Genomic DNA, 24950 nt, shown 5'->3' with positions numbered 1-24950 from the left:
ATGGCCGTAGAGCGCACCGGGGTGTATCCGGGCACGTTCGATCCCATCACGAGCGGGCACATGGAAGTGGTCCGGCGCTCACTGCGCCTCGTCGACAGGCTTGTGATCGGCCCGCATATCAACGTGGGCAAGGGCCCGCTGTTCTCGCTCGAGGAGCGGATCGACATCATCAACGAGGATATCGCGGATTTTCCACAGGCCGACCGCGATCGGATCACGGTGGTGCCGTTCGAGGGGCTGCTGATCCACTTTGCGCGCGACGTGAAGGCATCGCTCATCATCCGCGGGCTGCGGGCCGTCTCGGATTTCGAGTACGAAATTCAGATGGCCAACATGAATGCGCGCATGGAGCCTGCGATCGAGACCATCTTCCTGATGGCGTCCGACCGTCACCAGTTCATTGCGTCGTCCCTGGTGAAGGATATTGCCCGGCTGGGGGGAGACACGTCGCAATTCGTGTCCAAGAAGGTGTTCGAGCGCCTGAAGGCCAAATTCGGTAAGAAGTGAGGCCGGGAGAGGCCTCGTTGACCATCGGCCCCCCGCACTTTATATGGGCGCCGCGCGGCGAAGAAGCCCGCGGCGCGGAACCGGAAAGAGCCCGTAGCTCAGCGGTAGAGCATCTGACTTTTAATCAGAGGGTCGTGGGATCGTACCCCACCGGGCTCACCACTGGACCCAAGAAGGAGAAGAACGGCTCATGCCGTCGGTGAAAGTCGTCAACGGCAAGCAGATCGTGGTCGAAAATCTCGGCCCGATCGAGCGCCTCTTCAGCTTCATCGTGAAGCCGTTCGTCCGCATGTTGCAGCATCGTGACCTGATCGCTGCCATCCTGCGGCGCGAGGTTCGCGAGCGCTTCAAAGGGTCGATCGCCGGATGGATCTGGGCGATCATTGCCCCCCTGCTGATGATCGCCGTCTATTCCTTGGTATTCAGCACGGCCCTGACTCTGCCGCTGCCCGAAAATCTAGCCAAGAGCCAGGCCGGTTACGCCCTATTCATCTTCGGCGGCCTCATCATCTTCAATTTCTTCTCAGAGATGGCATTTCGTGCACCGATGCTGCTGCACGAGTACACCCATTTCATCAAGCAGACGATCTTTCCCAGCGACATGCTGGCGGTGATCTCGACGCTGCGCGCCACGGCCTATACGCTGATCTCCTTGGGGGTGATGCTGCTGTTCCAATTGGCGGTGATTGGCGAGCTGCCCGTGACGGTGCTGTTGCTGCCGTTCATTTTCATCCCGTTCATAGCGTTCTTGATCGGCATGTCATGGTTCCTGGCGGCTCTCGGAGCATTCACGCGCGATGCCGGCTATCTGATGATCACGATCGTGCCTCTTTTCATGTTTGCGACGCCGATTTTCTATCTGCCGTCGATGGTGCCGGCGCCCTACGATTTTTGGATGTATGGCAATGCGCTGGTTTGCTTTGTCGAAATTCTGCGCGACTTGGTGCTGGGGGGCAGATTGCCCAACATGATCCTCTACGGCTGGACATTGTTTATTTCGCTGTTCAGCTTCTATTTTGGCTATTGGTTCTTCGACAGGTACCGGAATGTCATCGTCGACGTCCTCTGAGATCGTCGTCGAGGCCAAGAACCTCGGCAAGGCGTTCCAGCTCTACGCTCACCGCAACGACTGGCTGAAACAGGTCCTGTTCGGCTGGTGGAAGGCCTACTTCAAGCCGTTCTGGGTGCTGCGCGACATCAGCCTCGAGGTGAGGAAGGGCGAGAGCATCGGCATCCTCGGCCGCAACGGCTGCGGCAAGTCCACCCTGCTTCAGGTCGTCTGCGGCATGACCTTGCCCAGCCATGGCGAGCTTCGGGTCACGGGGCGCATCGCACCGGTGCTGGCACTGGGCTCGACCTTCGACATGGAGCTGTCGGGCCGTGAGAACGTCCTGATCGGCGGCGCCGTGCTCGGGCTCAAGCGCAGCGAGGTCCTGCGCAAGTTCGATTCGATCGCCGAGTTCGCCGGCATCGGCGAGTACATGGACCAGCCGGTGAAGCACTATTCGATGGGCATGCGCACGCGCCTCGCCTTCTCGATCTGCGCCCATGTCGAGGCCGAGATCCTGGTGGTCGACGAGGCCCTGTCGGTCGGCGACGCGGCGTTCCAGCGCAAGTGCCTCGACTGGATCGACAATTTCCGCAAGACGGGGACGCTGCTCTTCGTGTCCCATTCGATGGCCGAAGTGCGCCGCCTGTGCACGCGGGCGATCTGGATCGAGGAAGGCCGCATCCGCGAGCAGGGCGATCCCAACGACGTCATCCGCTCCTATCACCGCGCCCTGCTGGTCGAGAAGGACGACGTCCAGCGCTTCTCCTCCGGAAACGCGAAGCAGGTCGCCGCGGGCGAGTGACACGGCATGGAGCCGGGGACCCTGGCGTGGCTCGGCTTCGGCTGGTGGTCGTTCGGTTCGGCAATCCAGTGGGCAAGTGCCGCGCTGGCGCGTACCCCCCGACGGACGTTCGCCGTCAGACACCGGGCCGGTGATTTCAGCATCGTGGCGCCGATGGCCGGCGCCGAGGACGCGACGGTCGCCTACGTCGAGGTCTTGCGCCGGCTGGCCGAGGCGGGGGTCGAAGTGCTGATCTGCGTGGCCCAGCCCGACGATGGCGCGGTGGCGCCGCTCAGGACCCTTTGGCCCGAGGCACCGATCCTCGTCGGCAGGGACGACACGTTCAATCCGAAGATGAACAACGTGCGCAAGGGGTTGGAAGCGGCCAGCCGCCCCGTCGTCGGACTGTGCGATGCCGGCATCCAGCTCGGCCTCGACGAACTGTGCCGTGCGGCCGCGCCCCTGGCGGAGGGAGCGGGGCTCGTGCTCGCGCTCAAGGCGGCGGAAGCACCCGGGACCTTCGCGGCCGAGATCGAGCGCGCCTATATCGACGGTCATCAGGCGAGGTTCCTGTTCGCCGCCGACCGGTTGGGGCTGGCCGTGGCGTCGGGCGGCGTCACGCTGATGACCCGCGAAACCCTGCAGCGTATCGGCAACTGGCGGGGCTTCAATCGCTGGATCGCCGACGACTATTCGGTCGTGCGTTCGGTGCGCGAACTGGGCCTGTCCACGCTGCTGGGCGAGGTCATGCCGCGGCTCCCGCTCGGAGAGCGGTCCTGGCCGATCGTGTGGCAACGCCAGGTGCGCTGGGCGCGAACGCGGCTGCGGCTGCCGGTATGGCCGCTCGTGCTGTGGGAACCCGCAATCGGCTGGGCTGCCACCGGCCTGGCCGGCGTCGGCGCCCTCATCTATTCGGGAGCGAACGCCGCCCTGGTCGTCGGCGCCCTTGTCTTCCATACCGTCGCATGGCTGCTGGCCGAGAAGTGGTTCATGAAGGGCCGAGGCCTGTCCTTCGGGGTGGGCGCGGCGGCCGCGGCGCTGGTTCGCGAGGTCCTGGCACCCGTCCTGATCGTGAATGCGCTGTGGGGCCGAACCATCTATTGGCGTGGTAGCGATCTGGGGGGGCAGTGGCGCGATCGCCACGTGGCCCCCAAGGACAGGCAGAGGGATGCCGCATCCGGAAAGTCCGTATGAGTAGCATGAGCAACAAGCAGCCGATCTCCACCGTGATGCTGCCGGCGAAGATCGATTCGGTGACCGCGACCACCGTCGAGAAGACGCTGCTGGCAGCCCTTCGGCCAGGCGCGCGCCTCATCGTCGATGCCAGCGAGGTCGCCTACATGAGCGCTGCCGGTGTCCGGACCTTCGCGTCCGTGCTGCATCAGGCGGCGAACGTGCAGGCCCGCATCGTTTTCTGCCGGTTCGCCGGCGCGGCCTGGGATTGCCTTCTCGTCAGTGGTTTCTCGGAACTGCTCGATATCGTCGGGACGGCGGAGGAGGCGGCCGCGAGACTGGAGAAGGAACCACGACTCTTCGCCGGGGAAAGCTTGCACCCGCGCGGCGCCGCGGGTTAACTACCGGCCGGGCTGAGTTGAATTATCAATGAGTTGGGACCAGGCGCGGCGCGAATCGCTGCGACAGTTCCGGACGGAGATCGGGATTTGACAATCTGGAGCTGGCTGCGCGCTGCCGCGCGACCTACCGCCATTGTCCTCGGCCTGGTTGTCGGCTTGGCGGCCTGTACCGCGATGCCTGGCGACGGTCCCTGGATGGGGGGCGCGGCCACGACGACGACGGATGCCTTGCCCTTCGACGTCATCGACCTCACGCCGACGACCATCGCGAACTACCGCCAGCCGCCCCCGATCGACCGCCCCTCGACGGTGAGCAATCTCCCAGCCGGCGGCCGCATCGCCGTAGCGCCCGGCGACGCCATCAAGGTTCGTATCTTCGAGCCCTACGAGGGCAGCATTTTCCCGACCATCCAGCGGCCGGGAGCGGACTTCGGCGTCCAGCGCGTCACCGACGACGGCACGATCAACGTGCCGTTCGTCGGTACGGTCAAGGTCGCAGGGCTCGACCTCAGCCAGATCGAGAAGAAGATCGCCCAGCAGGTCGCGACTTCCGGCAAGGCCCAGGACCCGCAGGTGATCGTCGAATTCGTCGCCGATCGGACCCACACCGTGATGGTCTCGGGCGACGTCAGGAATCCCGGACGAATTTCCCTGCTCGAGGGTGTGCGCACCGTCGTCGAGGCGATCAACAAGGCCGGCGGTCCGTCCGGCATCGGCGGCCAGGCTCCCAACGGCGTTGGCGCCAATCAGTTCGAGGTGGTGGTGCGCCGCAACGGCCAGATCATCCTGCAGTCGCAATATTCCGACCTGCTGGCCGGGGGCGACATCGGCCTCCAGAAGAACGACGAAATCGTGGTGCGCCCCAATCCGCGGATGTTCACCGTGCTGGGCGCCGTCCTGAAGGCCGGCAACGTCGACATGTCCAAGCATTCGATCAGCCTGCTCGAGGCCATGGGCATGGTCGGGGGGCTCAACGACGCGCGGGCCAACAAAACGGGCGTTTATGTGTTCAGGATGGGGGATTTGCAGAATAATCCCACAGCGCGGGCGCGGGTTTTCCGGCTGGACCTTTACCAGCCGGTCTCCATATTCATCGCTCAGCAGTTTCCGGTGCTGCCGAAGGACGTTGTCTACATAACGAACGCGCCACTCTACGAATACGACAAGATATTGACATCAATCTATCGCACCTTCTCGATCGTGGGCGTCGCGCGCGGCAATGTTCTGACGACAGGCTTCTGACGCCGAACTTCCAACTAGGGGCAGCGTCCCCAAGGGTTTTCTGGTACTATTTGTTATGGCGCAGGTAAGAAAGTTCACTTGGAGCGCCGCAGGACTGGTCGCGCTGCTCGTCGGCGCGGCCCTCATCCTGTGGATGACTCCCAGCCGGCAGACCAGCAGTGCACAGGACGGCCCCCGTCCGTTGCCGCCGCTGATCTCCCGAGGCTACACCGACTCGCCTGCGGGCACGGCCCTGATTGCCGGCGACCCGGCCGGCGGCGGCGTGCTGATCGAGTTGCGGATTACGGATGGCCAGAAGGTCAAGCGCGACGAGACCATCGCCGTCCTGTCGAACTATCCCAAGGCCGACATCGCCGTTCGAACGACCGAGGCGGAGCTCGTCAAGACCGAGCGGGCTCGCGAGGCGATGTTCAGCGGCTATCGCACCGCCGAGATCGCCATGCAGGAAGTCATGGTCAGGTCGGCGGCCGAAGAGGTCAAGCTCAAGAACCTCGAGATGCAGCGTTCCGGCAAGCCGCCGGACCAGAAGCAGCTCGAGCAGAGCATCTCCCTTCAGAGCCTCGAGCGGGAGCAGGCGAAACTGCGTGTCATGAAAGAGACGCTGCAGACGGACCTGCAGCAGATCGATACCGACATTTCGATCATCAAGGCCAAACTCGACAATGCCCGGAACACACGCGAGCAGGCACTTGTGCGGTCGCCGCTCGACGGCATCGTTATCCAGATTTATTCCCGTCAGGGTGAGCGCGTCTCCCAGAACGGCATCGCCAAGATCGTCGATCTGTCCCAACTTCGCGTGCTGGCCGACGTGGACGAACTGAATGTCGGTCGCATTGCGGCCGGTGGCAAGGTCGAGGTGACCTTCCGTGGCAGTCCGACCGTTTACATGGGCACGATCTCTCGCGTCGCGCCGACGGTGAAGCGCATGCAGCGCATGGAGCCCGATGGCGGTTCCTCCACCGACGCGCGCGTGGTTCAGGTCGAGATCCAGCTCGACGACCCGTCCAGCATGCCCCAGGTACTGGGCCGCGAGACGCGCGTCACCTTTCTCTGATGGCTGTCACGCTGCCAGGCAATCCGCCGCTGCGGCCGCGGCGCTGGTTCAGCTGGCGGCCGAGCTTCTCGTTGGCGCGTTTGCGGGCGGCCGCCATAACCGCCACTCGGATGCCGCTGGGCGCCCAGCAGCTCAAGCGCCAACGGACCAGCACCCTCCTGTCGCTTGCCGGCGTCACCGCGAGCCTGCTGGTGATCTTCGCCCAGCTCGGCATCGAGCGTGCGGTCTATGACTCGGCGATCAGGCTTCACCGCTCCGTCGTAGGCGACCTCGTCCTGGTCCCTTATGGCTTCAAGTCGCTGCAGCTTCATGCCGAGGTACCGGCATCGATGATGGACGTTCTGTCGGCCAATCCGGCGGTGACGAACACGCTGCCGTTCTGGTTCGGCGTCATGTCGCTGACCCACAAAGGCATGGAAGGAAGCCGCCGGATCGCCTGGTACGCCCTCGACGTGGAGCGGCCCGCCATCGACGTGCCGGGTCTGCGCGACAACCTCTACCGCCTTCGCGAGGCCCGGCGGCTCCTCTACGATCGCGAATCGAGGCCCTATTTCGGCGATCTTGCCGAGCAGGTGGGGCCCGGCAAGCCGGAGTTCCAGGTCCTGGGACCGCCCGACACGCGCGGGCTGCTGCGTCAGCTGTTCGTGGTCGGCACCTTCGCGCTCGGCCCCAACGTGCTGAACGACGGCTCGATCATCATGTCGGAGGACACGATGGCCGAAGTGTTCGGCTCGTGGTGGTCGGAACGGCCGGCCTTCATCGCGGTCCAGCTCGCCAGGGGCGCGAACGTCGACCAGGTTCGCAGCGAGCTCAACACCGCGCTGGCGGGACGCGGCGAGGTCGTCACCCTGCGCGACTTCGAGAAGCGTGAGCGGACCTACTGGTCGCGCGAGACGCCGGTCGGCTACATCACCGACCTGGGCTTCGTGATGGGCGTGATGATCGGCATGGTCTTCATCTACTACGCCCAGTACCAGATCATCCGGTTCTACCTGCCTGAGTACGCCATCCTGAAGAGCCTCGGGTACGACTGGTGGTTCTTCCTGTTCATGATCGCCCAGATCGGCGCTGCCATCATCACGCCGGCCTTCCTGGTGGCCTTCACCCTCGCGCGCTTCGTCTATGGCGCCACGGAGGCCGCCATGCATCTCGGCATGTCGATGGGCCTGCGCGAAATGGTCGTGGCGCTGGTCGCCTGCCTGATCATGACCCTCGTCTCCAGCCTGTTCGCCATCCGGCGGCTGTGGCGGGTCGACCCCATCATGCTGTTCGAGTGACCGCGATGGCAGACACGCAGGGATTCGGGCCGCCGGTCGTCGAAGCGGTCGACGTTCATCACCATTACGGTGAGGGGCCGCAACGGGTGGACGTGTTGTTCGACATCAACATGCAGGTCCGCGAGGGCGAGCTGGTAATCGTCACTGGCCCGTCGGGCTCGGGCAAGACCACGCTGCTCACCATCCTCGGGACCATGCGCAAGCCCTCCGAGGGCAAGCTGCGGCTGCTCGGGACCGATATCGTCGGCCTGGGCGGTTCCGACCTCGACGTCCTGCGCAACCGCATCCGCTTCCTGTTCCAGAAGCGCAATCTCCTGTCCTCGCTGACGGCGCTTCAGAACGTGATCGCCGGCGTCTCGACGACGCCGTTCGCCGATCCCGCCTGGGACGAGCCGCGCGCGCGCCATCTGCTCGGCATGCTCGGCCTCGGCGACAAGGCGTCCGCGTGGCCAGACGAGCTGTCGGGCGGCCAGCAGCAGCGTGTGGCCATCGCCCGCACCATGATCGGACTGCCCGACCTGATCATTGCCGACGAGCCGACTTCGGCGCTCGACCGCGTCTCGGGACGGCTGGTGGTCGACCAGCTCAAGGATCTCTCGATGCGCGCCAAATGCGCCGTTGTCCTGTCGACCCACGACGAGCGCATCTTCGACGTGGCCTCGCGCCGCCTCCATATCGAGGACGGCCGTTGCTTCGAAGTCCCCATTCACTACCATTGACCGCGGCGGCCCCGGCATGCTGCTGTTCCTGATCGATCTCCTCGTGTTCCTGTGCCTCGCCGCGCAGTTCGCGATCGCGGGCTATTTCCTCTACCTGGTCTACTGGCTGTTCGAGCTGCCGAACGGCGAAGCCCCGGCGCCCTCGTTGCCCGAGGAGCTGCCGCGTGTGCTGGTGCAGGTGCCGGTCTACAACGAGCCGCTGGTGGTGGAACGATCGATGGCAGCGATGGGTGCCCTCGACTGGCCGCGCGATCGCCTGACCATCCAGCTCCTCGACGACAGCAACGACATCACGTCCGACATCGCCGCGCACGCCATCGCGCGTCTGCGCCGCGCCGGCATCGACGCGCATCACGTCCGCCGCAGCGACCGCGGCGGCTTCAAGGCCGGTGCGCTGGCGGCGGGCCTGGCCCTCGACGATGCGCCCTATGTCGCGGTGTTCGACGCCGACTTCGTGCCGCCGCCGGGCTGGCTGAAGGAGGCCATGGCCGCGATGCTGGCCAATCCGCGCGCCGCCTTCGTGCAGACCCGCATCGAGTGGGGCAACGGCGGGCGCAACTGGCTGACACGAGCTCAGCGCCTCATGCAGGACGCGCACTTCGCCGTGGAGCAGGACGTCCGGGCGCGGCGCGGCGTGCCGTTCCAGTTCAACGGCACCGGCGGTATCTGGCGCCGTGCGGCCGTCGAGGAGGCAGGGGGCTGGTCGCACGACACGCTGTCGGAGGATCTCGATCTGGTTTTGCGGACCTACCTGAAGGGCTGGACCGGTGTGTTCCTGATGGGCACGCATGTGGTCGGCGAGCTGCCGCAGAAGGTCGAGGATTTCAGCGCCCAGCAGAGCCGGTGGTCGAAGGGCTTCGTGCAGGTCGCCCGCAAGCTGCTGGGGCCGATCTGGAAGTCGGCCTGGCCGGCCGAGGCCAAGCTCACCACCACAGTGGCCCTCGCCCAGCAGCTCATCTTTCCACTGCTCGTGGTCGGGGTGGTTGCCCTGGCCGTCTCGATCGTGGGCCACGGCCGGCTGCTGGGGCTTTTCCAGTTCGGCCTCTGGCTGTGGCTGATCGGCATGCTGGTCGTACTGTTCGGCATGACCTGGGGCGCCTACCGGCGCCTGGAGCGCGGCGGCGCGGCGCGCTACTTGGTCACGGCTGCCAGCGTGCCTGCGCTGATCGTATACCTCGCCGTCGCCAATGCCGCCGCGATCGTCAGCGCGGGCTTGGGCAAGAAGACAGAGTTCAACCGCACGCCCAAGACGGGCGTCTGAGGCAGCGTCGATGGCCATCCTCGCCACCCTGGCTCTTCTCTTCGGTGCCGTGTTCGCGGTCTGCTGTGTCCTGCTGGCCACCTTCATCGGCAGCCTGCTGTACATGGTGGTACTGCATCATCGCCTGAAGGCCAGCGGCCTCCGTCGGGAGGAGACGCTGCTGTCGACGCCGTTGCCGGCCGATGCCGACCTGCCGCATGTCGTCGTGCAGATCCCGTCTTTCAACGAGGGGCCGGTGGTGCGCCGCGGCGCGGAGTCGGCGGCCGCACTCGACTGGCCGCGCGACAAGCTGCACATCCAGCTCCTCGACGACAGCACCGACGAGACGGCCGAGATGGTCCGCCAGGTGGCGGCCGAGCTGCGGGCCAAGGGCTTCGACGTGGTGGCGCTCCAGCGCACCGACCGCAGCGGCTACAAGGGCGGGGCGCTGCACGAGGCGATGCAGAAGACGCCTCACGATTTCTTCGCGATCTTCGACGTCGACTACATTCCGCCGACCGATTTCCTGCGCGTCTGCATGCGGCCGTTCTTCGCCGAGCCAAAGACGGCATTCGTCCAGGCGCGCTTCGATTTCCTTAATCCGCACGAGAACGCACTGACCGAGATGCAGATGGTGACGCTCGACGCCCATCTCGGCATCGAGCAGGCGACGCGCTGCTGGGCCGGCCACCCGCTGCCGTTCAACGGCACCTGCGGGATCTGGCAGCGCGCGGCCATCGACGCCGGCGGCGGCTGGAAAGGCGACACCGTCACGGAGGATCTCGATCTCACCTATCGCGGCTGGGTGAAGGGCTGGCGGGCGCTGTTCCTGACCAGTGTCGGCGTGCCGGGTGAACTGCCGGCCGACACCAAGACCTGGCTGCGCCAGCAGCAGCGCTGGCAGGACGGTTTCCGCCACGTCTCGATGCGGATGTTCCCGGAGATCCTGAAGAGCCGGGACATTACCCCATCGGCCAAGCTGGCGGCGTTGCTGCATCTCTGCATGGCGTTGAACCAGCCGGTGCTGCTGGTGGGCGTGGTCTCCGGCATTCTCGCGGGCCTGCTGGCGCCGTCGCTGGTGCCGCTTCTGCTCACGCTCTTCGTCGTCACCGTGGCATGGGTGCTGGTCTGTGCGACGACCTTCCTGCGGGCTGGACACAACTTCATCCGCGGCGGCGAGATTCCGCCGCTCGCGTTCGGCGTGGTGCTGCTGCGCTTCGTCGGCGGCCAGGTGGCGACCGTCGCGCGCTCGTTCGGCGTCCATTTCCGGAAGATGTTCAGCAAGCCCAAGCCGGTCGTCTTCGACCGGACGCCCAAGCGCGGGACCTAAGCCAGCACGCTCTCGCGCAGCAGTGGATGGTGCGCGCAGCGGAGGCCGCCCCCCAGCCGGATCGGGCCGTCGAAGGGCAGGGGGATGACATCGACCTTGCGCCTGCGCAGCTCCTCGATCACGCGCCGGTTGTCGGCATCGATGATGACCCGTCCCGGCTCGAGGACGAGGCCGTTGGTCGCGAGAAGCGTCGCCTCCTCGGGGGAAACCTCGATCTTGTCCCAGTCGCGCAGCGACATCGGCAGGCCGTCGATCAGCTTCTGCGGGCAGTGGATCACGAGGCCGGGCTGGATCAGCGCCATCGCGCAGTCGAGATGGAGGACGTGCGACTTCAGGGCGACGGGGATTACGCGATAGCCGTCGCCGAGGAGCGCCTGCAGCCAGTCTGCACCGGCGAGATCGGAGGCGCAGCCCGAGATGCCGACATAGATCTCGTGGCCGTTGAGCAGCGTGTCGCCGCCCTCGAGGAATGGTCCGTCGACGCAGCCGGGTGAGCCCAGCGGGACGCTGGACCAATGTGCGCCCTTGGCTGCGACGGCCTTCTGGATCAACGGCCGCAGGCCATAGCGCTCGCGTTGCCGGCATTTCAGGCGCAACGAGGCGTCGATCACGTGTTTGTCGACGACGATCATGCCGTCGCGCGCAAAGAGCTGCGCGCCTTCGCCGTTCGGGGCGAGGAAAGTGCGCTCGTCGCCCTTCAGACGCTGCGGGCGGTGAACCGTGACCCCCTCGCGGGCCACGAGTTCGGCCAGCGCATCGACCTGGCGCTCGATCCGGTGCGCCCCTTCGGGATCGACGTCGATCAGGCGCTGTCCGGCGTGGCGACGGCTGAATTCGAGTCCTTCAGGCGTCAACCAGCGGCAGGAGTCCTCATGGAAGATCACGAAGTCTTCGGCCGGCGAGATGCCGATCACCACTTCGCGCAGCTTGCCCCATTCATGGTGTGCGCCGAACAGCATGCTCAAACCCGCGCGTAAATGTCCTCGTAGCGGACGATATCGTCTTCCTCGACATAGTCGCCGGTCTGCACCTCGACCACTTCCAGCAGCTCCTTGCCGGGGTTGGCGAGGCGGTGGACGCCGCCGATCGGAATGTAGGTCGATTCGTTCTCGCGCAGGGTCATGACCTTGCCGTCGAGCGTGACCTCGGCGATGCCCTTCACCACGACCCAGTGCTCGGCGCGACGGCTGTGGCTCTGCAGGCTGAGCTTGGCGCCCGGCTTCACCGTCAGCCGCTTGGCGCGGAAGCGCTCGCCGCGGTCGATGTCCTGGTAGCTGCCCCACGGGCGATGCATCACCGCATGCTCGGTCGCGGCCCGGTGCTTGCCGTCGGACATGCGCTGCACGACGTCCTTCAGGCGCGGGAGGTTGTCGCGATGGCCGACCAGCACGGCGTCGTTCATCGACACCACGACGACGTCCTCGACGCCGATCACCGCGGTCAGCGGGCCATCGGAGCGGATGTAGGAATTGCGCACCCGGTCGATTTCCACTGGACCTTCGGTGACGTTGCCGGCGCTGTCGGCGTGGCCGACATCGAGCAACGCGTCCCACGTGCCAAGGTCGGACCAGCGGAAGCGGGCCGGCACCACCCAGCATTTGTCGGTGCGTTCCATTACGGCATAGTCGATCGACTTGGCCGGCGCCCTGCCGAAGGCCTCGGCGTCGAGGAACACTGTGGAGCCGGTCATCCTCGCCTTGGCCACGGCCTCCTCGGCGGCGGCCGCCATCTCCGGTTCGAAGCGCGCCATCTCCGACAGAAGGAGCTCGGGCGGGAACAGGAAATTGCCGCTGTTCCACAGCAGGCCCTCGGCAATGTATTTCATCGCCGTCTGGGCATTGGGCTTCTCGACGAAGGCCGCGACCTTCATCACCGGGCCGATCCTCTCGGTACCGGGACGGATATAGCCGTAGTCGGTCTTGGGTTCCGTCGGCGGGATGCCGAAGGTGACGATGCCGCCTTTCTCCACGGCCGCGAGGCCCTCGCGGCAGCCGGCGAGGAACTCCTCGGCGCCGATCACGAGATGGTCGGAGGCGAGCGCCAGCACGGCCTTGGCGCCGAGGTCCCGCGTGTAGGCGGCGGCGGCGGCCATGGCAGGGCCTGAATCGCGGCGCGACGGCTCGACCAGAATGTCGATCTCGACGCCGATCTCGCGCGCCTGGCTCTCGCACATGAACCGGTAGGCGTCGTTGGTCGCGATCACGGGCTTGGCGAACAGGCTGCGGTCGGCCACGCGCAGCAGCGTCTGCTGGAAGGTCGACTGCTTGCCCAGCAGGGGCACGAACTGCTTGGGCATGCTCTCGCGCGACAGCGGCCACAGGCGCTTGCCGGAGCCGCCGACGAGGATAACGGGCGTTATGAGCGACATTTCGAAGCTTTCGTTGCCTGAGGGGCCTAGCGGGCGGCTTCCGCGGCCGCGTGCCGGGCCGCGATATAGCCGAAGGTGAGGGCCGGGCCAATGGTGATGCCGGCGCCAGGATAGGTGCCGCCCATGACGCTGGTCATGTCGTTTCCGGCGGCGTAGAGGCCCCGAATGGCCGTCCCACGGGCGTCGAGCACCCGGGCATGGCCGTCCACACGCAGGCCAAGGAAGGTGCCGATGTCCCCCGGAACCATTTTCATGGCGTAGAACGGCCCCTGTTCGAGCGGGGCGAGGCAGGGGTTGGGGCGGTGCGTGGGATCGCCGTTGAAGCGATGGTAGGCATCCGTCCCCTTGCCGAAATCGGGGTCCTCGCCGCGGGCGGCATGCACATTGAAGCCGTCAATCGTGGACTGCAGGGCGACTGAATCGACACCGATCTTGCCGGCGAGCTCCGCCCAGCTTCCCGCCGTCAGCAGGTAGCCATTGCGGATATGAGGCCCGAGCGGCAGGGGCGCCGGGCCGATGGCGCCCATGCCGTAGCGCCGGATGGCCCGGTGGTCGCAGAGCAGCCAGGCACTCGTCTCGTTGCGGCCGCGGCACGCCTCGACCATGGCTGGCACGAAGTCGTGATAGGAGGCCGATTCGTTCGCAAAGCGCCGGCCGGTCGGATCGACGGCGATATAGCCGGGCTTGCCGCGCTCGTAGAAATGCGGGAACGGCAGGGTCGATCCGTCCGGCTGGGGGACCAGCGAGACCGGAACCCAGGCTGCGGGATAGGCAACGTCCTCGGCCATCGCGCCGCCGGCCGACTGGCCCAGCCGGATCCCGTCGCCGCGATTGCCCGGCGGTGGCGCCGAGCGATGGAAATGGCCGTCGCGCACATGGCCATAGTAGCGGCTCTTGAGTTCGTCGTCGGCCGGAAAGCCACCGCAAGCCAGCACGACACCACGGCGCGCACGGATCTCCTGACGCTTGCCGTCGCGTTGCACGATCGCCCCGGTGACGACACCGTCGCTTTGCATCAGTTCGACGACCGGGCTCTCGAGCCAGAGCTCGATGCCGCGTTCCTCGGCCGAGAGGGCGAGCGCGGCAATGAGGCCATTGCCGTTGGTGAGACGGGTCCCGCGATCATGGTTCAGCCGGTCGATCGCATAGCGCGCCGTCATGCCTGCGACATGGAGCGCGGAGCGCGCAGACCGCGTCATCTTGAAGACATGGGGCAGGTCGTTGCGGCCGAGCATCATGCCGCCGAACGCCATCATGGTCCGCAGCGGCGCCCGCAGCTGGTTGAAACGCTTGCCGAGTCGCCGTCCGTCGAACGGCAGGGGCAGCAGCGAACGTCCGCCCTGGGCGGCGCCGGGCTTGGTCGGATGATAGTCGGCCCAGATCGGCACGGCCTCGTATTGGACGTGCGTGTTGTTTTCGATGAACTCGACGGCGGGATTGCAGTTGTCGAGAAAGGCGTTGGCCAGTTCGAGGTTCAGACGGTTGCCTGCTTCGTGCTGCAGGTAGGTGAGCGCCTCCTCCTTCGAGTCGGCGATGCCGAGCGCGCGGCCGTGCCGGTTGCCGGGAATCCAGATGACGCCGGCCGAGTAGGCGGTGGTGCCGCCGAACAGCTTCTCCTTCTCGACCATGAGCACGCTCAGTCCGGCATGAGAGGCCGTCAGGGCCGCCGAGAAGCCCGCGGCTCCCGACCCGACGACCAGCAGGTCTGTTTCGATCATGGTTTCTCCCCGCCGTGCGACGAACTTCCGGACTGACGCTCGAGATTCTCCTCACGCCGACGCCGCGCCTCGTTCTCCACCGCCTCGGCCAGGGCCGGGATGTGCGAGGCGATTTCGTAGAAGTCGCTGGCGTACAGCACCAGAAGGGTCGTCGGCATGGTCGTGGCGATCGAGGCGGCGCGCGGCTGACGGTTGAGCAACGACATCTCGCCGAAGAACGCTCCATCGCTCAGCCGAACGGTGCCGCCGGTCGGCAGGCGCACCTCGACCTCGCCATTGGAAATGAAGAACATCGAATCGCCGGGATCGCCGCGCCGAAGCACCAGAACCCGCGCCGGATAATAGCGGGTGCGCAGCTTGCCAACGATCTCCGAGAGCGTCACCACCCCCAGCGACGCGAAGATCGGGACCCGTGAGACCTGATCCCAGACCCGGAGGTACTCGCGACGCCTTTCTTCCTGGGCGAAGCCGGTGGCGAGCACGCCGGTCATCAGCGCCAGCACCGCGATACCGCTGATCATCAGCAGCGAGCCGATGATGCGGCCGATGGCCGTGAGCGGCACGACGTCGCCGTAGCCGGTCGTCGTCAGGGTGACCACCGCCCACCACATCGCGTTGGGCAGGGTGCCGAACTGCTGCGGCTGTCCGTCGCGCTCGACGATGTGGGCGCCGGTGGCTGCCGACATCAGCAGGATCGCGAACACGATCAGCACGCTGGTGATGGGCGCGCGCTCGTTGGAGATCACACGCGCCAGTGTGCCGAAAGCCGGCGCGTGAAGCCCCAGCTTCAGGATCCAGAGGATGCAGAAAACGGAAGCAGCATCTGTCCCGACAATGTTGTAACCGCCTGCCAGCATGATGGCGGGCATGATCGCGAGCAATCCGATCAGGCCGGGCAGGCTGGCGGCCCAGCGCAGCCGCGCCGTCAGGGGAGTCGTGTCGGCCATGTGCGGCAGCTCGGGCGCCACCCAGAGCCGGGCGATGTATTCGACGAGGAAAAGGAAAGTCACACACCAGATCGCGCCGCGCAGGATCCCCCGCTGCGAGGGCGGCATTTCATCGATCGACAGCAGGATGACGGCGAGCAGTCCTATGCCGAGGACGACCAGATGGGCTTTCCGCCAGCGGCGGGCCCCCGGCATCGGGTCGTTGGGGCGCAGCAGGTCGAACATCTGCGCCCGGAGCGTCTTTTCTTTGACCGTCACGGAGCGACCATAGGCGGGCTGGCCTGCGAATTGCAACGCGGCGGCGCCCGGTCTACCGTCAGGCCATCCCCCCAGACAGAGGTTTGCACTCAAGGTGATCAACGATTTGCGCATTGCCGTCGACATCGGCGGCACGTTCACGGACGTCGTGTTGGAAGAGGGAGTCCGTCGGATCACCCGCAAGCTGCTGACGACACCGCAGCGACCCGAGGAGGCCGTCCTCGAAGGAGTGCGTCTCATCCTGGGCGATGCCGGCAAGGGGTTCGGCGACGTCGGCGTCTTCGTCCATGGAACCACGCTGGCCACCAATGCCGTGATCGAGCGACGCGGTGCGCGCACGGCGCTGATCGCCACGGAGGGCTTTCGCGACGTCCTCGATATCGCCAACGAGAGCCGCTACGACCAGTACGATCTCAGCATCGAGAAGCCCAGGCCTCTCGTCGCACGTGCGATGCGGTTCACGATCCCCGAACGCCTGGACGTCCATGGCAAGGTTCGCCTGGCCCTGGACGAAGGCGCGGTGCGGACCCTGGCCGGGAGGCTCAAGGCCGAGGGAATCGAAAGCGTCGCCGTGGCCTTCATGCACTCCTATGTGAACCCGGCCCATGAGCGGCGGGTCCGCGAGATACTGAAGGCGGAGTTGCCCGACCTCTGGGTGACGTTGTCGAGCGAGGTCTGCCCCGAGGTCCGAGAGTACGAGCGGACGTCGACCGCGGTGGCCAATGCCTACGTGCAGCCCCTCATGGACTCCTATCTGGCCCGCATGCAGACGGCGCTCGCCGCCGAGAAGTTCACCGGGACGATCTATCTCGTGACCTCCGGCGGCGGACTCACCGCGATCGAGACGGCGCGGCGCTTCCCGGTCCGGCTGGTCGAATCCGGCCCGGCCGGCGGCGCGATCTTCGCGGCGCAGGTGGCGGCGCGTGCCGGCGAGTCGCGCGCGCTGAGCTATGACATGGGGGGGACCACCGCCAAGATCTGCCTGATCGACGACTACCAGCCCCACACCGCCCGCCTGTTCGAAGTCGACCGTGCCGCCCGCTTCCTCAAAGGCTCCGGCCTGCCCGTCCGCATCCCGGTGATCGAGATGGTCGAGATCGGCGCAGGCGGCGGCTCGATTGCCCGACTGGATGCCCTCAAACGCGTCACGGTCGGCCCCGAGAGCGCCGGCGCCGAGCCCGGTCCTGCCTGTTACGGGCGCGGCGGCCGGCATCCGGCCGTCACCGACGCCAATGTCGTCCTGGGGACGATCGACCCGGCTCATTTCGCCGGCGGCTCGATCGCCCTCGACATCGATGCGGCGCGCGGCGCCATCGAGCGCGACGTGGCCGAGGGCATCGGCCTCTCCACGGAGATGGGGGCCTACGCCGTCTATGAGATGGTGTCGGAGAACATGGCGAGCGCGGCGCGCGTCCATGCCGTCGAACGCGGCTCCGTGGTCAACCAATACACGCTGATCGCCTTCGGCGGTGGCGCGCCGCTCCATGCTGCGCGCGTCGCCGAGAAGATCGGCGTTCAGCGCGTGATCGTTCCGCCCAATGCCGGCGTGGGGTCCGCGGTCGGGTTCCTCGCCGCACCGGTGTCGTTCGAGCTGGTGCGCAGCCGCTACATGCGCCTCGACGCGTTCGACGGGGAGGCGGCCAGCGAGATGCTGGACGAGATGAGCCGCGAGGCGACGGCGCTGGTGGCGCCGGGCGCGCGCGGCCAGCCGACCTTCGAGCGGCGCGTCGCCTTCATGCGCTATGTCGGCCAGGGCCACGAGATCATGGTGACCCTGCCGCAGCGGCCGCTGACCGCGGCCGACACGGCAGCCCTGCGCGAGGCTTACGAGCGCGATTACGGCGTGCTGTTCGAACGGCATATCCCCAATGCCGCGATCGAGATCCTGAGCTGGTCAGTCCAGGTCTCGACCGAGTCCAAGCGGCCCGAGGTGCAGGGCGGGGCCGGCAGCGCGCCGGCGCCCGAGCCGGTCGGCCGCCGGCCGGTGTTCGACGGACGCAGTGGAAAGACCACCGACGTGCCAGTCTATCGCCGCGAGAAGCTGCCGCCGGGCAGCGTCTTCAGCGGCCCGGCCATCGTCGCCGAGGACGAGACGTCGACCTATGTTTCGGCCAGTTTTGCCGCGCATATCGATGCCTCCGGCTGTATCGTCATGAATCGCAAGGCAGCGTGAGGAGTAACCCATGAGCCAGTCCAACAGCGTCGGCCTGATCGATCTCCAGATCATGTGGCACCGTCTGATCGCGGTGGTGGAGGAGCAGGCGCAGACCCTGATGCGCACCGCCTTCAGCCCGATCGTGCGCGAGTGCGGCGATCTCTCCGCCGGCGTCTTCGACCTGCAGGGGCGCATGCTCGCCCAGGCGGTGACCGGCACGCCGGGCCATGTGAACTCGATGGCCGAGTCGGTGAAGCATTTCCTGCGCTACTTCCCGATCGAGACGATGAAGCCGGGTGATGCCTACATCACCAACGATCCATGGATGGGGACCGGCCATCTCAACGACTTCGTCATCACCACGCCGTGCTTCCGCAACGGCAAGCTGGTGGCGCTGTTCTCCTGCACCAGCCATCTCATGGACATCGGCGGCATCGGTTTCGGTCCCGACGCGACCGACGTGTTCATGGAGGGGCTCTACATCCCCATGCTGAAGCTGTTCGACCAGGGCAAGGCCAACGAGACGCTGATGGCGATGATCCGCGCCAACACGCGCCAGCCGGTCGACACCGAGGGCGATGTCTATTCCCTGGCCGCCTGCAACGACGTCGGCGCCCGGCGCCTGGTCGAGATGATGGACGAGTTCGGCATCGAGTCGCTGGATGAACTCGGTGACCATGTGATCGCGCGCTCGCGCGAGGCGGTGCTGGCGGAGATCGCCAAACTGCCCAAGGGCACCTGGCACAACAGCATGACGGTCGACGGCTACGACGAGCCGGTGACCCTGAAGGCGGCGCTGACCATCTCCGAGACCGGCATCCATGTCGACTTCACCGGCACGACCGGCGTGTCGCGGCGCGGCATCAACGTCCCGCATGCCTACACGACGGCCTACACCGTGTTCGGCCTGGGGTGCGTGGTGTCCACGCACATCCCGAACAATGCCGGTTCGCTCGAGCCGCTCACCGTGTCGGCCCCGGAGGGCTGCATCCTGAACGCGCCCAAGCCGACTGCCGTGGCCTCGCGTCATGTCGTCGGACAGATGCTGCCCGACGTGGCGTTTGGCTGCCTGCGCCAGGTCGTGCCCGACCGCGTTCCGGCCGAAGGGACCTCGTGCCTGTGGAACATCAACGTGCGGGGCAGGGTGAAGGGCGGCGACGGCGGCAACTACGGCTTCGGCATGGCCATCACCTCCAACGGCGGGACCGGCGCGCGTCCCGACAAGGACGGCCTGTCGGCCACGGCCTATCCCAGCGGTGTCCGCGGCACGCCCGTCGAGATCGCCGAGACCCAGACGCCGCTCCTGTTCTGGCGCAAGGAGTTCCGCCCCGATTCGGGTGGCGCCGGGCGCACGCGCGGCGGCCTCGGCCAGATCATGGAAATCGAAAGCGGCATCGACGAGCCGTTCGACCTGCTGGCCGCCTTCGACCGCATCGACTATCCGGCGCGCGGCCGTGACGGCGGCGGCGACGGCGGGGCGGGCGTGGTGGCCTTCAAGTCCGGCCAGACGCTGAAGGGCAAGGGTTTCCAGCTCATACCACCGGGCGAGCGGCTGATGATCCTGACACCCGGAGGCGCCGGGATCGGCGCGCCGAAGGAGCGTGATCGCACGCAGGTCGCCAACGACCTGGCCGACGGTCTGATTTCTGCGGAGACAGCCGAGAAGGTCTACGAGTACAAGCCGCCGCAGGCTGCGGAATAGGCCGACGGCGACCGGATACGGGGAACGGTGTCACTTCAACGATGGGGGCTACATTGAAACTGGGACGCAGGACGGCCTTGAAGGCCGGCGTGGGCGCGGGTGCAATGGCGATGGTCGGTGCGCCGGCCGTGGTGATGGGGCAGGCGGCGCTCAAGCTGCCGCTGGCGACGGTGTGGCCGGATGGAAACTTCCATACGGTCAACGTCAAGCGCTTCGCCGAGGAAGTGAAGAAGGCAACCAACGGCGCCGTCGAGATCGACGTCAAGGCGGGCGGCCAGCTCGGCTTCAAGGGCCCGGAGCAGATGCGCGCCGTGCGCGACGGCCTCGTGCCGATGGCCGACATCCTGAACATCCAGCAGATCGGCGACGAGCCGATCTTCGGCATCGAGGGCATCCCCTTCATCAGCAACAACATCGAAGAGCTGAAGGTGCTGCACAAGTACGTGCGGCCCGAGTTCGAGAAGGTGCTCCTGAAGAACAACCAGACGATGCTCTACACGGTGCCGTGGCCGACGCAGTACCTGCATCTCAAGATCAAGGCGGAGTCGCTGGACGCTCTCAAGAGCGTCAAGATCCGCGTGCCCGACAAGAACGCGCAGGAAATGTGCAGCGCCATCGGCATGGCGCCGGCTCTCATCCCCTGGGGCGAGACGATCGCGGCGCTGTCGTCGGGCGCCGTCTCGGGCGTGTCGACCTCGTCCGTCTCGGCCGTGGACGGGAAGTTCTGGGAGTTCCTGAAGTTCTTCCACCAGACCAACCATGCCTGGTCGTCCGAGATCGTCACCATCAACAACGACACCTGGAAGAAGATCTCGCCGGCCAACCAGAAGATCATCGTCGAGCTCGCGAAGAAGCTCGAGCCGGAGTTCTGGCAGTCGTCGCTGCAGGCCGACAAGGACAGCAACGCCCGCCTGATCGCGGGCGGCATGCAGCTGGTCATTCCGCCGCCGGCGATGACCGCTGAATTGCAGAAGAAGACCGCGCCGATGATCGCCGAGTTCTACAAGCGCGTTCCGGCGGCGGAGAAGCCGATCAAGGCCTATCTCGCCGAGATGAAGCGCGGGTGAGCGGCCACGGCCCCAATCCGAACGCCGGTGCGCCGCCGGTGCTGCGCGCCTTTCTCGACGGGATCGACATGCTGGGCCGTCTCGACGGCTGGATGGGCGCCGCCTGCCTGGTGGCGCTCACCTGCCTGATGCTGGGGGAGGTCCTCGTCCGGGCGCTCTCGGACATCTTCCCCTGGGTGCCGGCCGACATTCCCGTCGCCTGGGAATACGGTTCGTATCTCATGGCGGCCGCCTTCACCTTCGGCGCCGCCATGACCCTGCGGGCCGGCGGCCATATCCGGGTCACGCTCGTCCTGGCACGGATCGGACCGAAGGCCCGGCGTTGGCTGGAAACGATCCTTGCCGCGCTGGGCGTCGCTTTCTCCGGCTATCTCGCGGTGGCGATGGTGAACTTCACCTGGCGCAGCTACGTGTCGGACCAGGTATCGATCTCCAGCGCGACGCCGCTGTGGATTCCGCAGGCGCTGGTGACGTTCGGAATCTGTCTGCTGGTCATGCAGTTCGTCGCGCGGTTCTTCCAGGCCCTGTTCGGCCTGCCGCTCGAGGACCTCAACATGCGCGCCGGTTCCGTCGCTGAGTAGTCTGTCGCGCGAGTTGAGATCTCATGCTTGAAATCGTCCTCACCATGTTCGTCGTGCTGTTCGCCTTTCTGGCGGGCGGCCTGTGGATCGGCTGGACCCTGGCCGTCACCGGCACGGTGCTGCTGGCGATCTTCCGCGACATCCCGCTCGAAAAGCTGCTGGCCCAGTACACCTGGAACATCCTGACGACGCAGGAACTGCTGGCCCTGCCGCTGTTCATCATCATGGGCGAGATCCTGTTCCGCACGCGGCTGTCGCAGACGCTGTTCCGCGGCCTGTCGCCCTGGGCGGCCCTGTTGCCGGGCCGGCTGCTGCACGTGAACGTCATCGGCTGCACCATCTTCGCCGCCATCTCGGGCTCGTCCGCGGCGACGACCCAGGTGGTGGGCCGCATCTCGCTGGCCGAACTCCTGAAGCGCGGCTATTCCAAGGACGTCGCCGTGGGTTCGCTCGCCGGAGCAGGGACCCTGGGTTTCCTGATCCCGCCCTCCAACATCATGATCATCTACGGCGTGCTGGGCGACGTCTCGATCGCCAAGCTCTTTACGGCGGGCTTCATCCCCGGTGCCTTGCTGGCGGGCTGCTTCATGGCCTGGATCATGATCTACACGACCCTGAAGCCGGAGCTCGTGCCGGAGGCGGAGCGCAACGTGCGCATCGCCACCGCGTCGGAGTTCCTGACGTCGATCCGCGAACTGGGGCCGGCCGTCTTCCTGATCCTGTGCGTCCTGGGCTCGATGTATGGCGGCTTCGCGACGCCGTCGGAAGCCGCCGCCGTGGGCGTGCTCGGAGCGCTGATCGTTGCCGGGATCCAGCGCGAACTGTCGCTGCCGGCGCTGAAGGCCATTGCCATCGGCTCGGTGCAGACCTGTGCCATGATCGCCCTGATCGTGCTGGGTGCCTCGATCCTCGGAAGTGCCGCGGCCTTTCTCGGGATACCCGCTGCCGTCGCCGGGTTCGTGAGCAGCCTCGGTCTTTCGTCGTTCATGCTGATCGTGGCCCTGATCGCCTTCTACCTGATCCTGGGCTGCTTCCTCGACGGTTTCAGCATGATCGTGATGACCCTGCCGATCGTCATGCCGATCGTGAAGGCCGCCGGCTTCGATCCGATCTGGTTCGGCGTCTTTCTCGTGCTGGTCGTCGAGATGGCGCAGATCACGCCGCCGGTCGGCTTCAACCTGTTCGTGATCCAGGGGCTGACCGAGGACGGGCTGGGCTACATCGCCCGGGTGACCTTGCCGTTCCTCTCGATCATGGTCTTCTTCACCATGCTCCTCGCCCTGTTTCCCGACATTGCCCTCTGGCTTCCGCGCTATCTCAGCAGCTAGTCTGCCGCGGGGTAGCGAGGGGAGTTGAATGGAACCGCGACAGGTCAAGACGGCTGCCGACGCGCTGAAGATCGTCAAGCAACGGGGACTCACCCACGTGAAAGTGGGCGTCCACGACATCGATGGCATCCTGCGCGGCAAGTACATCCACGTCGACAAGTTCCGGTCCGCGCTCGAGGGAGGCTTCGGCTTCTGCGACGTGGTGCTGGGCTGGGACATGAACGACCAGCTCTACGACAATGTCACCTATACGGGCTGGCATACGGGCTATCCCGACGCGAACGTCCGCATCCTGCCGGAGACCTGCCGCGAGATCGCGACGGAGCCCGGCAACCTCTTCTTCCTTTGCGAGTTCGTGGGGAAGGCGGAGGAGATCTGTCCGCGCGGTACCTTGCGGCGCGTGCTGGAGCGCGCGCAGAAGCTCGGCTTCGAGGTCAAGGTCGGGTTCGAGTATGAGTTCTTCGTCTTCGCCGAGACGCCTGAATCGATCCGCGAGAAGGGCTATCGCAACCTGAAGCCGATCTCGCCCGGCTTCTTCGGCTACTCGGTCCTGCGCAACTCCGTCCTGTCCGACTGGTACCGCGACCTGCTCGCGATGTGCGAGGCGATGGACATGGGCATCGAGGGCCTGCACACGGAGACCGGCGCCGGCGTGCTCGAGGCGGCGCTGCGGGTCGACGAGGCGCTCGCGGCCACCGACAAGGCCGCCCTGTTCAAGATCTTCACCAAGGTGCTGGCGCAGAAGCGCGGCTGGCTCGCCACCTTCATGGCCAAGTGGTCGAAGGACTGGCCGGGCTGCGGCGGCCACATGCACATGTCGCTGTGGAAGGGCGGCAAGCCGGTCTTCTTCGACGAGAAGGCGCCGCACCGCATGAGCAAGACGATGCGCCAGTTCGTCGGCGGCCAGGCGGCGCTGATGCCCGAGCTGCTGGGCATGGTCGCCTCGAACGTCAATTCCTACCGCCGCCTGATCCCAGGTTTCTGGGCGCCGACCGCTTCGACCTGGGGCGTCGAGAACCGCACCACCTCGCTGCGCGTGATCCCGGGCTCGGCCAAGTCGACCCGCGTCGAATACCGGGTCGCCGCCGCCGACGCCAATCCCTATCTGGCGATCGCCGCCGCCATCGGCTCCGGCCTGTGGGGCATCGAGAACGACATCGATCCCGGCGAGCCCGTGACGGGCAATTCCTACGAGAAGAAGCACCCCGCCAAATCGCAACTGCCGCGGACGCTGATGGAGGCAGCCGGCCGGCTCAAGGCCTCGAAGCCGGCGCGCAACCTCTTCGGCGACGCCTTCGTCGATCATTATTCCGCAACACGCGAGTGGGAAGAGCGGGAGTTCCGCAAGGCCATCACCGACTGGGAACTCGACCGCTACATGGAAATCATCTGATGGCTGCGTCCTCTCCGCTCGTTGGCAACTGGAATTATCCGACCTCGATTCGCTTCGGCGCCGGCCGCATCAAGGAGCTGGCAGAGGCCTGCAAGGCCGTCGGCCTCAAGCGGCCGTTGCTGGTGACCGATCCGGGCCTGGCCAAGCTGCCGATGATCTCCGATGCGGTGATGGCGCTCCGCAAGGCCGGCCTCGAGGTGGCGGTGTTCAACGAGGTCAAGCCCAACCCCATCGCCGCCAATGTCGAGGCGGGCATCCGCGTGCTGCGTGCCGGCAAGCATGACGGCGTAATCGCCTGGGGTGGCGGCAGCGGCATCGATGCCGCCAAGGCGATCGCTTTCATGGCGGGCCAGACCCGGCCGATGTGGGATTTCGAGGACATCGGCGACTGGTGGACGCGCGCCAATCCGGCCGGCATCTACCCGTCGATTGCCGTGCCGACCACGGCCGGCACCGGCTCCGAAACCGGCCGCGCCTCGGTCATTACGGATGAGAACACGCACACCAAGAAGGTGATCTTCCATCCGAAGATGATGCCGGCAATCGTGATCGCCGATCCCGAACTCACCGTCGGCCTGCCGGCCAAGCTCACCGCCGGCACCGGTATGGACGCCTTCATTCATTGCTTCGAGGCTTATTGCGCGCCCGGCTATCACCC

The 24950-nt window shown here is 66.3% G+C and carries 22 protein-coding genes and 1 tRNA gene; 19 read left to right on the top strand and 4 right to left on the bottom strand.

The genetic code is table 11. The annotated features are described in order from the left end of the window. The 12 genes from coaD to Q7V45_RS18390 all read left to right on the top strand — a co-directional run bounded on the left by coaD (position 1) and on the right by Q7V45_RS18390 (position 10775). Positions 1-507, top strand: a complete 507-nt coding sequence (gene coaD, locus Q7V45_RS18445; protein ID WP_304854662.1) for a pantetheine-phosphate adenylyltransferase — start codon at positions 1-3, stop codon at positions 505-507. Positions 508-594: 87 nt separating this feature from the next. Continuing rightward, a tRNA-Lys gene (locus Q7V45_RS18440) sits at positions 595-669 on the top strand. A 28-nt stretch (positions 670-697) separates the two neighbouring features. Beyond that, a complete protein-coding gene (locus Q7V45_RS18435) occupies positions 698-1576 on the top strand; it encodes an ABC transporter permease (protein WP_304854659.1) in 879 nt (292 codons plus the stop codon). Further along, positions 1554-2360 (top strand): ABC transporter ATP-binding protein, encoded by an 807-nt coding sequence (locus Q7V45_RS18430; RefSeq protein WP_304854657.1) that lies wholly within the window; start codon positions 1554-1556, stop codon positions 2358-2360. The genes Q7V45_RS18435 and Q7V45_RS18430 overlap by 23 nt, the downstream gene beginning before the upstream one ends. A 6-nt stretch (positions 2361-2366) precedes the next feature. Beyond that, positions 2367-3533, top strand: a complete 1167-nt coding sequence (locus Q7V45_RS18425; RefSeq protein ID WP_304854655.1) for a glycosyltransferase family 2 protein — start codon at positions 2367-2369, stop codon at positions 3531-3533. Continuing rightward, complete coding sequence (locus Q7V45_RS18420) at positions 3530-3913, top strand: STAS domain-containing protein (protein WP_304854653.1); 384 nt, start codon at positions 3530-3532, stop codon at positions 3911-3913. The genes Q7V45_RS18425 and Q7V45_RS18420 overlap by 4 nt, the downstream gene beginning before the upstream one ends. An 87-nt stretch (positions 3914-4000) precedes the next feature. After that, positions 4001-5155 (top strand): polysaccharide biosynthesis/export family protein, encoded by a 1155-nt coding sequence (locus tag Q7V45_RS18415; protein ID WP_304854651.1) that lies wholly within the window; start codon positions 4001-4003, stop codon positions 5153-5155. 55 nt (positions 5156-5210) lie between these two features. Next, positions 5211-6209, top strand: a complete 999-nt coding sequence (locus tag Q7V45_RS18410; protein ID WP_304854649.1) for an HlyD family secretion protein — start codon at positions 5211-5213, stop codon at positions 6207-6209. Continuing rightward, complete coding sequence (locus Q7V45_RS18405) at positions 6209-7486, top strand: ABC transporter permease (RefSeq protein ID WP_304854647.1); 1278 nt, start codon at positions 6209-6211, stop codon at positions 7484-7486. Before Q7V45_RS18410 ends, Q7V45_RS18405 begins: the two co-directional genes overlap by 1 nt. A gap of 5 nt (positions 7487-7491) precedes the next feature. Continuing rightward, positions 7492-8205, top strand: a complete 714-nt coding sequence (locus Q7V45_RS18400) for an ABC transporter ATP-binding protein (protein WP_304854646.1) — start codon at positions 7492-7494, stop codon at positions 8203-8205. Positions 8206-8221: 16 nt separating this feature from the next. Then, a complete protein-coding gene (locus Q7V45_RS18395; RefSeq protein WP_304854645.1) occupies positions 8222-9466 on the top strand; it encodes a glycosyltransferase family 2 protein in 1245 nt (414 codons plus the stop codon). 10 nt (positions 9467-9476) lie between these two features. Beyond that, positions 9477-10775 carry a glycosyltransferase family 2 protein gene (locus Q7V45_RS18390; protein WP_304854644.1) on the top strand — a complete coding sequence of 433 codons (1299 nt, stop codon included), beginning with the start codon at positions 9477-9479 and terminating at the stop codon, positions 10773-10775. Here the strand turns inward: Q7V45_RS18390 and Q7V45_RS18385 are convergent. The 4 genes from Q7V45_RS18385 to Q7V45_RS18370 are packed head-to-tail and all read right to left on the bottom strand — an operon-like array spanning position 10772 to position 16066. Further along, positions 10772-11734 carry a hypothetical protein gene (locus Q7V45_RS18385; RefSeq protein ID WP_304854642.1) on the bottom strand — a complete coding sequence of 321 codons (963 nt, stop codon included), beginning with the start codon at positions 11732-11734 and terminating at the stop codon, positions 10772-10774. The genes Q7V45_RS18390 and Q7V45_RS18385 overlap by 4 nt on opposite strands. A gap of 2 nt (positions 11735-11736) precedes the next feature. Then, the gene (locus Q7V45_RS18380) at positions 11737-13143 is read right to left on the bottom strand and encodes a mannose-1-phosphate guanylyltransferase/mannose-6-phosphate isomerase (RefSeq protein ID WP_304854639.1); all 1407 of its coding nucleotides are present in this window, start codon (positions 13141-13143) and stop codon (positions 11737-11739) included. Between the two features lie 26 nt (positions 13144-13169). Further along, positions 13170-14861: an FAD-dependent oxidoreductase gene (locus Q7V45_RS18375; RefSeq protein ID WP_304854636.1), complete on the bottom strand. Its 1692-nt coding sequence runs from the start codon at positions 14859-14861 to the stop codon at positions 13170-13172. Continuing rightward, a complete protein-coding gene (locus Q7V45_RS18370) occupies positions 14858-16066 on the bottom strand; it encodes a cyclic nucleotide-gated ion channel (RefSeq protein WP_304854634.1) in 1209 nt (402 codons plus the stop codon). The genes Q7V45_RS18375 and Q7V45_RS18370 overlap by 4 nt, the downstream gene beginning before the upstream one ends. 94 nt (positions 16067-16160) lie before the next feature. Here Q7V45_RS18370 and Q7V45_RS18365 point away from each other — a divergent pair, with 94 nt between their 5' ends. From Q7V45_RS18365 to Q7V45_RS18335, 7 genes are all read left to right on the top strand, one after another. Next, positions 16161-18239: a hydantoinase/oxoprolinase family protein gene (locus Q7V45_RS18365; protein WP_304854632.1), complete on the top strand. Its 2079-nt coding sequence runs from the start codon at positions 16161-16163 to the stop codon at positions 18237-18239. Between the two features lie 10 nt (positions 18240-18249). Next, entirely contained in the window at positions 18250-19923 is a 1674-nt protein-coding gene (locus tag Q7V45_RS18360; RefSeq protein WP_304854630.1) for a hydantoinase B/oxoprolinase family protein, read from the top strand. 89 nt (positions 19924-20012) lie between these two features. After that, entirely contained in the window at positions 20013-20990 is a 978-nt protein-coding gene (locus Q7V45_RS18355; RefSeq protein WP_304854628.1) for a TRAP transporter substrate-binding protein, read from the top strand. Further along, entirely contained in the window at positions 20987-21571 is a 585-nt protein-coding gene (locus Q7V45_RS18350) for a TRAP transporter small permease subunit (protein ID WP_304854624.1), read from the top strand. The genes Q7V45_RS18355 and Q7V45_RS18350 overlap by 4 nt, the downstream gene beginning before the upstream one ends. A 23-nt stretch (positions 21572-21594) precedes the next feature. Next, positions 21595-22899: a TRAP transporter large permease gene (locus tag Q7V45_RS18345; protein ID WP_304854623.1), complete on the top strand. Its 1305-nt coding sequence runs from the start codon at positions 21595-21597 to the stop codon at positions 22897-22899. A gap of 28 nt (positions 22900-22927) precedes the next feature. Beyond that, positions 22928-24292 carry a glutamine synthetase family protein gene (locus Q7V45_RS18340; RefSeq protein ID WP_304854621.1) on the top strand — a complete coding sequence of 455 codons (1365 nt, stop codon included), beginning with the start codon at positions 22928-22930 and terminating at the stop codon, positions 24290-24292. Beyond that, positions 24292-24950, top strand: a 659-nt coding sequence (locus tag Q7V45_RS18335; protein ID WP_304854620.1) for an iron-containing alcohol dehydrogenase, incomplete at its 3' end; no start/stop codon positions are given. The genes Q7V45_RS18340 and Q7V45_RS18335, both read left to right, overlap by 1 nt.

Origin of the sequence: Reyranella sp. (assembly GCF_030651995.1) — a bacterium.
Lineage (GTDB): Bacteria > Pseudomonadota > Alphaproteobacteria > Reyranellales > Reyranellaceae > Reyranella.
Note: the sequence above shows the minus strand (reverse complement) of the source record. Positions and strands in the feature narration are given on the sequence as shown.